Annotated in this window: 7 protein-coding genes; 2 read left to right on the forward strand and 5 right to left on the reverse strand. The window is 70.1% G+C overall.

The window, feature by feature from the left end; all coding sequences use genetic code 11:
* Positions 1–2: 2 nt before the first annotated feature.
* From IH26_RS0142620 to IH26_RS60500, 4 genes are all read right to left on the reverse strand, one after another.
* Positions 3–1,901: a subtype A tannase gene (locus IH26_RS0142620; protein ID WP_342668350.1), complete on the reverse strand. Its 1,899-nt coding sequence runs from the start codon at positions 1,899–1,901 to the stop codon at positions 3–5.
* Positions 1,902–1,964: 63 nt separating this feature from the next.
* The gene (locus tag IH26_RS0142625; protein WP_030441998.1) at positions 1,965–2,642 is read right to left on the reverse strand and encodes a response regulator; all 678 of its coding nucleotides are present in this window, start codon (positions 2,640–2,642) and stop codon (positions 1,965–1,967) included.
* On the reverse strand, positions 2,639–3,832 hold the full coding sequence (locus IH26_RS0142630; protein WP_084599588.1) for a sensor histidine kinase: 1,194 nt from the start codon (positions 3,830–3,832) through the stop codon (positions 2,639–2,641). The genes IH26_RS0142625 and IH26_RS0142630 overlap by 4 nt, the downstream gene beginning before the upstream one ends.
* 262 nt (positions 3,833–4,094) lie before the next feature.
* On the reverse strand, positions 4,095–4,340 hold the full coding sequence (locus IH26_RS60500; protein WP_157437654.1) for a hypothetical protein: 246 nt from the start codon (positions 4,338–4,340) through the stop codon (positions 4,095–4,097).
* On the opposite strand from IH26_RS60500, the gene IH26_RS0142635 reads away from it, so the two are divergent.
* Together IH26_RS0142635 and IH26_RS0142640 are read left to right on the forward strand one after the other, a co-directional pair.
* Positions 4,317–5,600: a DUF3500 domain-containing protein gene (locus tag IH26_RS0142635; protein WP_030442000.1), complete on the forward strand. Its 1,284-nt coding sequence runs from the start codon at positions 4,317–4,319 to the stop codon at positions 5,598–5,600. The genes IH26_RS60500 and IH26_RS0142635 overlap by 24 nt on opposite strands.
* The gene (locus tag IH26_RS0142640; protein WP_051809522.1) at positions 5,600–7,000 is read left to right on the forward strand and encodes a HupE/UreJ family protein; all 1,401 of its coding nucleotides are present in this window, start codon (positions 5,600–5,602) and stop codon (positions 6,998–7,000) included. The genes IH26_RS0142635 and IH26_RS0142640 overlap by 1 nt, the downstream gene beginning before the upstream one ends.
* Here the strand turns inward: IH26_RS0142640 and IH26_RS0142645 are convergent.
* Entirely contained in the window at positions 6,981–9,281 is a 2,301-nt protein-coding gene (locus IH26_RS0142645; RefSeq protein ID WP_030442002.1) for an ATP-binding protein, read from the reverse strand. The genes IH26_RS0142640 and IH26_RS0142645 overlap by 20 nt on opposite strands.
* Positions 9,282–9,510: the final 229 nt, after the last annotated feature.

Genomic DNA, 9,510 nt, shown 5'->3' on the forward strand with positions numbered 1-9,510 from the left:
GTCTACTTCGCGACGGTCTGCTTCACCCAGGCGATGAAGTTGGCCGTGGCGTTACCCGTGCGTTCGGCCATCGTGTGGCTCTGGCCCCAGACGGTGGCGAAGTCGACGTCCTTGACGCCGAAGTTCCGCAGGGCCAGCGCGAGATTGACCTCGGTCGTGCTCGCCGTGTCGCCCTGCATGATGCCGGTGCGGATGCGCCAGTGCGACGCGACCTTCCCGCTCTTGTAGCCCTGGTAGAAGCCGCTCAGGTAGTACATCGGGTTGTACATGTTCACCCGGTGGGCCATGTCTTCGCCGACGCTATCGGTCTTCTTGAAGTCACTGGTGTACTGGGCGGCGGCGTACGAGGCCTGCCAGCCGGAGATCTTCGCGTACGCGGCCTCGTTCGCCTCGATGACCTGCTCGGCCACCGGCGAGAAGTGCAGGCCGCTGGTGCCGTTGCCGAACACGACGTTCTCGGTCATGTTTCGGTCCGGCCCGTCGAACGCCCCGACGCTCTTGGACGCGCTCTTCTGGCTCTGGACGAAGCCGGCCAGGCCGGCGACCTTCGCGGTGTTCGACGCGGCGTCGTAGGTGACCCAGGTGCCGGAGCTGTTCAGGTGCGCGATGTACTCCTTGACCGTCTGATAGGTGGTTGACGCCTGGCTCGTGGTGCTGCCACCGGGTGGGGTACCGCCGCTCGGCATGGCTCCGCCGGGTGCAGCGCCCGCCGGTGCAGCACCGCCCGCGCTCATACCCGCCATGGTGGAGTTGGAGGGGGTGTACGGGAACGTGGTGTCCTTCAGGAAGTTGTTCAGCGACTCGCCGACCACCGAGACCAAATGGTCGTAGTAGCTGCCGGTGAGGTAGACGCCGGCGGTGGACTTGTCGAGCCGCAGCAACCGGCCCGACGAGTCCTTCAGACCGAGCTTGTTCTGGTAGGCCGCGAACGCCTTGGCCAGATCCGTCGAGTAACTCTTCGTCCAGGTCCCGGCCGCGCGGGTGTCGGTGCTGGCGAACTGACCCATGTTCCACTCGTAGGACGCGTTGGCGTAGTCGAGGGTGGTGATCGGGCACCAGCACATGGCGCCGGCGATCGCGTCGCTGATCGTCTTGCCGTTGGCGTCGGTCATCGCCGCCCCGAGGCTTTTCAGATACGGCGTGTACAGCTCGCTGTCGCCGGAGGCGCCCATGATCGCGCTCTGGGCGCCGCCCCCGCTGTGGCCGAAACAGACGATGCGGTCCTTGTCGCCCGGGATCAGGCTCGCGTTGTAACGGAGGTAGCGCACCGCGGCCTTCAGGTCGGTGACGCCCCACGGCGCGTTGCCGGTGTAGCTGCTGGTGTTGCTGTCCTTCCCCCGCAGGCCGGCGTGCACATAGACAAAACCAGCCTTCAGGTACGCGGAGACGTCATCGTAGCTGTAGGCGGTCAGCGGCTTCTGCGCGGCGTATCCGGGCGTGTTGACCGGGAAGACGATCGGCGCGGTACTCGCCGTGAACCCGCCGACCTTGCCCGAGGCGTCGACCGCGGCGGTGTACGTGCCGTCGCTGTTCTTGGTGCCCTTCAGGTACTTCCCGGGAACCATGACGCCGAGCGTCTCGTAGTCCTCGGCGGCCGGTTTCGCCACGTAGTATCGGCCGATCTGGTAATACACGTCGTTCGTCGCATCGTAATTCCACGCCTTGCCGCTGAACGTCAACGACGGCGTCCCCGACGATGATTTCGTGTTCGAGGCCGACGACGAATCCGAGTCCGAGCTGGTGCATGCGGCCAGCCCGAGAACGGTGACCACGGACGCGGCCGTTCCTTGCAGAAAAGTTCGCCTACGCATTTCGCTCATCGAAGTCTTCCTCTCACGCTTCTCTTCACCCGACAAGCGTGACGATTCCAGTCTCCTTTGTCGTCGACCGGTGGAAGCCATTATCGCTACTACTGGAGTAGTATTTTTCAGAGGATTCCCGGTGCGCTACCACTGTGGTGGTAGTCAGCTCTGGTCACCGGGCCGGACCAGCCCGCTCTGATACCCGATGACGACCAGCTGCGCCCGGTCGCGGACCCCGAGCTTGGTCATCGCCCGGTGCACGTGCGTCTTGGCGGTCAGCGGCGACAGCACGAGCAGCCCCGCGATCTCCTCGTTCGACCGGCCCAGCGCGACCAGGCGCAGCACCTCCCGTTCCCGGTCGGTGAGCGTGGCCAGCGCGACCGGCGGCTCCACCGGCGACGGCTCCTCGGGCGAGGCGAGGAAACGGTCGATCAGGCCGCGGGTGGCCCGGGGCGTCAACAGCGCCTCGCCGGCCGCGACGACCCGGATCGCCCGCAGCAGCTCCTCCGGCTCGACGTCCTTGCTGAGGAAGCCGCTGGCGCCGGCCCGCAACGCGGCCAGCACGTTCTCGTCGGCGTCGAAGGTGGTGAGCACGACGACACGTACGCCCTCGAGGTCGTCGGCGGCAACGATGCGCCGGGTCGCCTCGACGCCGTCCACGCCCGGCATCCGGATGTCCATGAGCACCACGTCGGCGTGGGCGCTGCGAGCCAGCTCCACCGCCTCGGCGCCGTCCGACGCCTCGCCGACCACCTCCATGCCGTCGGCCAGGTCGATGATGAGCCGGAAGCCGGCGCGGATCAGCTTCTGGTCGTCGGCGAGCAGTACCCGGACGGTCACGGCTGGTCCTCCTGCTGCTGCCACGGTGCCGGGAGCTCGACTCGTACGGTGAAACAGTTCGCCGCGCTCGGGCGCGCGTCAACCGTGCCGCCCGCCGAGGCCGCACGCTCGCTCATGCCGATCAACCCGTAGCCGGAGCCGTCGCCGGCCGCGGGACGACCCGCTGCCACCCCATTGGTGATCTCGATGGACAGGCGGTCCCGAGCGTACCGGAAGCACACCCGCACCGGCCCGCCGTCGCCGTGCTTACGCGCGTTGGTCAGTGCCTCCTGGGTGATCCGGTACGCGGCGAGGTTGGCCGCCGCGGGCAGCGGCCGGGACTCGCCCTCCTGCGCATACTCGACCCGTACTCCGGCGGCGACGAACCCGTTGAGCAACTCGGGAAGCCGCGCCAGGTCCGGCGCGGGCCCGCCGTCGCGGTCCCCGGGCGCGCGCAACAGCCCGACGATCGCCGCGAGCTCCTTCACCACGACGCTGGACGCCCGGCGGATGTGGGCCAACGGCGGACCGGCCGACTCCGGCCGGCGAGTCAGCGCGTACGCCGCGGCCCCGGCCTGCACATTGATCACCGCGATGTGGTGCGCCACCACGTCGTGCAGCTCCCGCGCGATACGCAGCCGCTCCTCCCCCACCCGGCGGCGCACCTCCTCCTCGCGGCTCTGCTCCACCCGCCGCGCCCGGTCCTCCACCGCGGCCGCGTACGCGCGCCGGCTGCGGACCGCATCTCCCGACGCCGCCGCCATGCCGGTCCATGCGAACAGCCCGAGACTCAACGGATTCCACCAACCGGTGTGCGACCCGTAGCCGGACGCCACCCAGCACAGCGCGCCACACAACAGCGCGGCGATCCAGGCGAACCGTCGCTCCGCGCGCACCGCCAGCTGGTAGATCGCCACCACCATGGCGAACATCGGGGCGGGCGACCCCCAGCCGCGTACCAGAAAGACGATCTCGGTGGCCGTCGAGACGACCAGCACCGGCAGCGGAAACGTGCGGCTCAGCCCGATCGCCACGGCCCCACCGCCGGCCGCCGCGATGTCCGCCGCCAGCGGCATGCCCGGACCCGGGCCGGGGCCGCCGCCGCGGTCCTGGTAGACCCGCATGACGGCGCCGATCGCGCTGAGCACCCCGATCGCGACGCCCGCCAGCCAACCGCGCGCCGCGCTGCTCAGCGGCTGGGGAAACGGCACCCACCCACCGTACGGGCGAAACGCCGCCGCCACGTCCAACGGCAGCGGTATCCCGGGCTACTACCGCGGTGGTAACGCCAGTTCCTCCTCGCCGGTCGGCTGGGCGCGCGGATCGGCAGGCCGCCCACCGTCGACCGCCCCCACGAACGGTGGTGGGCACGACGATCGCGCCCGGGACGTCACACTCAGTTACCACTGAAATGAGCGCCTAAAACGATCACGACGGAGAGCAATAGCTTATGAGTGACGTTTGAAATCGCTATCAACCAGCTATGAAAAGAATCGTTCCTGTTTCATCCGACGCGGACTTCGGTTCACATTTCCCCAGTTGGCGGCTGTTCAAAAAACTGCCGCGGCCAGTGACTTGCATTTTATCAATGATACTGTCGACAATCTTGTAGCGAGTCGCCGGACCACGGATGCCGGAGGCGCTCGACGGATCGGCGAGAAGAAGCCATCGATCAACAATCACTAGGAGTAATTGGTGAACAAGGAAGCGGGCCAGCACGCCCGTCCCTCCCGGCGGCGCTGGCGTGGCGCCGCCGTGGCCGCCGCGGCGGTCCTCCTGGTCGGCGGCGGGTACGCCACGGCCAACGCGGCGACCGCCAAGGGCGCGAGCACCAAGCCGGCCGCCGCCCGGCCGCAGGTGCGTGGCACCGGCGTCGCCGCCGTGGTGAACGCCGCCAACGCGTTCCTGGCGACCCTGAGCGACGACCAGAAGGCCCAGGTCCTGCTCGACTTCTCCCAGGCCAACGCCACCAACTGGTCCAACCTCCCGGAAGGCATCGTCACCCGGGTCGGCATCCAGCTCGGCACGCTCGACGACGAGCAGCTGGCCGCCGCCAAGGCCGTGGTCAAGGCGGCCACCGGCACCGGCAAGGGCACCGGCTTCGACCAGGTCACCCAGATCCTCAAGGCCGACGACATCCTCGCCGCAGCCGAGGCCGGCAGCACGTCCTCGGCGACGGCCGACCCCAGCGTGACCGCTACGGCGGACCCCACGGACAGCGCTACGGCGGAACCCACGGACACCGCGACTGCCGACCCGTCCGCCAGCGCTTCCGACGCCCCGACCGGCACCCCGCCGTCCGGCGGACCCGGCGGCGGCGGTGGCCTCAACTACGGCAGCGGCATCTACTTCCTGTCCTTCCTCGGCACCCCCTCGCTCACCGGCACCTGGCAGCTGCACTTCGGCGGCCACCACCTCGCCCTGAACATCACCTTCAAGGACGGCAAGGTCACCGGCTCCACCCCGTTCTTCATCGGCGTCGAGCCGACCAGCTTCACCACCGACGGCACCACCTACCAGCCGCTGTCGGCCCAGCGTGACGGCATGCTCAAGCTGCTCGGCAGCCTCACCACGGCGCAGCAGGCCACGGCGAAGCTGACCGAGTCGTTCGGCGACGTGCTCCTCGGGCCCGGCCAGGACGGCCAGTTCCCGACCACCAAGGAGGGCATCGCGGTCAGCCAGCTGTCCCCCGCCCAGAAGAAGCTGGTCCTGGCGGCCATGCGCCCGTGGGTCTCGATGGTCGACAACGCCACCACCCGGATGCTGCTCACCACGTACGAGAAACAGCTGAACCAGACCTTCGTGGCGTTCTCCGGCGGCACCGGCCTGGACACCCAGGGCGACTACGTCCGCATCGACGGCCCGGGGGTCTGGATCGAGTTCATCTGCCAGAACGGCATCGTCTTCCAGAGCCAGATCCACTTCCACACGGTCTACCGGGACCACACCCGCGACTACGGCGGAGAGTTCACCTTCTGATGCGCACACCGCTGATCTCGCTGTGCCGCATGCTGGCCGGGATCGCGGTGGCGGTACCGGCGGCGCTCCTTTCCGGAGCGCCGCCGGCGGCCGCCCACCCGATGCCCCACTCGGTCGTCCTGCTCGACGTCCACGAAACGGCGGTCGCCGCGCACCTCGAGCTGCCGGTCGACGAACTACGCCGGGCCAGCGGCATCGACCTGCGCACGATCGCCGCCACCGACATCCCCGCCGACGCGCTGCGCACCTACCTCACCGCGCACATCCGGCCCACCACAACCAACGGCCAACCCTGGACCGTCACGATCGGCGACCTCTCGCTGAGCCAGAACCAGCAGACCGCCACCGGCCCGTACCAGGAACTTCTCGCCCAGGCCGTGCTCACCCCGCCGGCCGGCGCCGACGTGCGAAACTTCACCTTCGGCTACGACGTCATCATCCACCAGGTGGTCACCCACATCGCCCTCGTCTCGGTGCGACAGGACTGGGCGGCCGGCCGGATCGGCGAGGGTGGCGACAGCGCCGAGCAGGTCGGCACCATCCGCATCGACACCCGGACCATGACGGTCCCGCCGCTGCGCGTCGACCTCGGCACGGGCAGCGCGTGGCGGGGCTTCCTGGCCATGGTCCGGCTGGGCGGCACCCACATCCTGACCGGCACCGACCACCTGCTGTTCCTGCTGATTCTGCTGCTGCCGGCCCCGCTGCTGGCGATCCGCGGCCGCTGGCGGGAACCGGCCGGCGCCCGGACCGCGCTGACCCGCATCGGCCGGACCACCCTCGCCTTCACCGCCGGCCACTCGATCGCGCTGGCGCTCAGCTCGTTCGGCCGCCTCGACATCCCGTCCTGGCCGGTCGAGGCCTTCATCGCGGCCAGCATCCTGGTCGGCGCCGTGCACGCGATCCGCCCCCTCTTCCCGGGCCGAGAGGCCGCCGTGGCCGGCCTGTTCGGCCTCGGCCACGGCCTGGCCTTCTCCTTCGTGCTGGCCGAGATGCAACTGTCCACCGGCCGGCTCGCGCTCAGCCTGCTCGGCTTCAACCTCGGCATCGAGCTGGTGCAGATCCTGCTGGTCGCCCTGGCCCTGCCGCCCCTGCTGGTGATCGCCCGCCTACGGGCCGGACCCCGCCTGCGGGTGGCCGGCGCCCTGCTGACCGGCACCGCCGCCACCGGCTGGCTGGCCGACCGCCTCGGCCTGCCCAACCCGATCGCCCGCATCGCCGACAGCGCCGGCGAACACACCACGCCCATGGTGGCCGGCCTGGCGGTCACCGCGACGCTGGCCATCGCCTGGACCCTGGTCAACCGCCGAACCCGCCCCACATTGGAAATACTGTCCAAGGAAGGCTGCCAGCGTCCCGCCACCAGCAAATCGATCACCATCACCGTCCCTGGTCACTGACCCAACGGGCGATCTGGGCACGCGTGGTGAAGCCGAGCTTCGCCAGGATGTGCTGGGCATGGGACTCCGCCGTACGCCTGGAGATGACCAGGCGGGCGGCGATGTCGCGGTTCGTCATTCCCTCGGCTATCAGCTCGGCGATCTGATATTCCCGCCGGGTCAGCAAGCCCGGACCGGACGAGCGGTGCGGCGGCGCGGTGGCGCCCATCGCGAAGTCGGCCGCCTCGTCGAGCGTGTAGCGGGACGCCTCGGCGAATGCCGCGGCATAGCCGGCCTCGCCGAGCCCGCCGCGGACCTCGCGAATGCAGCGGTCGTGATGCTCGGCGTACGACCCCTGCTCGGCCAGCGCCGCGCCGTCGCGACGCTTGATCGCCTCGCAGGCGCCGAGCAGTCGCGCCGCACGCTCGTGCCGGCCGGCCGCCGAGGCGGTCCAGGCCAGGACGGCGAGGCAGATGCCGGCGCCCCAGGAGTCCCGCAGCAGCCGGATCGTCGGCAGCGCCTCCCGGACGAGGGCCTCCGCGCGTTCCCCGTCACCGTCGGTCCACGCGGCCAACGCGAGCACGGCATTGGCCCAGGACCGCGTCCATGTCGCCTGGTGCGTTTCGCACAGCGCCCGGCACTGCTCGGCGTGCTCCGCCGCACGGCCGTCGCCGACCAGACCGGCGACGGCGGCCAGCGACAGCAGGGAGTTGGCGACTCGTCGCAGGTCGCCGCAGGCCCGGGCGGCCGCCAGCCCATCCTCGAGGAGGTCGACAGCGCGGGCGAGATCCGGCGGCCGGCTGGTCAGGGCCGCCACACCGGTGAAATGCGCGACGCAGACGTGCAACGCCGGATCCCCCAGTCGCCGATCCAGCAACCGCGCCTCGGCAAGCATCCGCTCGCCGGCCACGGTGTCGCCCAGCCTCAGGGCCGCGTAGCCCGCCTCGGCCAACGCCACGCCCCGGAGCGCGGTGGGATCGGGAGCATGTTCCAGCGCGCGGGTGGTCCAGTGCAGGCCCTCGCGGTAACGCCCGGTGCCGTACCACAGGTCACGGGCGGCGACGGCGATCTGCAGCGCCTCATGGGCGGCCCCGGGCTCGGCCAGGGCGGACTGGACCGCGGCCCGCACGTTGGCGTGCTCCCGCCGCAGCCGCAGCAGCCACCCGACCTGATCAGACGACATGAACGCGGCGTCGGCCCGCACGACCAGCTCGCGGTAGTACGAGCGGTGCCGGCGGACCAGCGCGTCGTCCTGTCCCGATTCGGCCAGTATCCGCCGCCCGTACTGCCGGACCGTTTCCAGAAGGCCGTACCTGGCCGCCTCGCCCGGCTCCGGCTCACGAACCAGGATCGACTTGTCGACCAGCCCGGCGACCAGATCGAAGACCTCCCCCGGATCGATTCCCGCGCCAACACACACCTGCTCAGCGGCTGCGAGATCGAATCCGCCCGCGAACACCGACGACTCCGCCCACATCACCCGCTCCCGCGGCGAACACAGGCCATAGCTCCAATCCAGCGCGCTCCGCAACGTCCGGCGGCCCCGCGGTCCCGCCCGGGCGCCGGCCTGCAGCGCCTGCGGCTGATCATCGAGACGAGACAGAAGCTCCTCGGCGGACAGAACCCGCAGCCGCGCCGCAGCCAGCTCGAGAGCCAACGGCAAACCATCCAGGCGCCGGCAGATCGCGGCGATGGCCGTACGGTTGGCCGCGGTCACCTCGAACGTCGGCAGCACCGCCCCCGCACGCTGGACAAGCAGCTGCACCGCCTCGAACTCGGAAAGGTTGCCCGGCGGCAATGACTCCAGGTCAGGCAGCGACAGCGGAGGCAGGCTCAGCACCCACTCACCCTCCAGCCGCAACGGCTGCCGGCTGGTGACCAGCACCCGCAGCCCCGGCGCGGCCGCGAGCAGCTTGCCGGCCAGGACCGCACACTCGTCCAAGAGGTGCTCACAATCGTCGAGCACCAACAAGGTCTGCTTGTCCCGCAGATATTCGGCCAGCGACGCCAGCACCGACGTCGCGGCTCGGTCCCTCACCCCGAGCACGCCCGCCACGCAGGAGGCGACCAGGTCGGGCTCCGTGACCGCGGCCAACTCGACCAGCCACGTGCCGTCGGGATAGGCCCGCAGTTGCCGCGCCACCTGCAACGCCAACCGCGTCTTGCCGACGCCTCCCGGTCCGGTCAGCGTCACCAGGCGGCCGGCGCCCAGCAGGCGTTTGAGCTCCGCGACCTCGCGTCGCCGCCCCACGAAGTCGCTCAGCTCCGCAGGCAGATTGCTCCTACGTAACGTCGGCCCCATCGCTCCCACTCTAGACGCCCCGGACGTGTCCGCGCGTCACTCGAAGGTGACCGGAAGAAAGGACCATGTCGAGGCCCCGCGCAGCGAGGAGCTCCGATCCCCGGCAACCCCGCCCGATCGAGAGCAGACAGCACGGGCACGGCAAAGTCGGAGAGTACGCGACTGAGGGCTCTGTGTTGATGTCCAGAGTGGATTTGACGGGGCGGGCACGGCTCCGGTGATCTTGAGG

The organism is Actinoplanes subtropicus, assembly GCF_000721705.1.
GTDB classification, from domain to species: Bacteria; Actinomycetota; Actinomycetes; order Mycobacteriales; family Micromonosporaceae; genus Actinoplanes; species Actinoplanes subtropicus.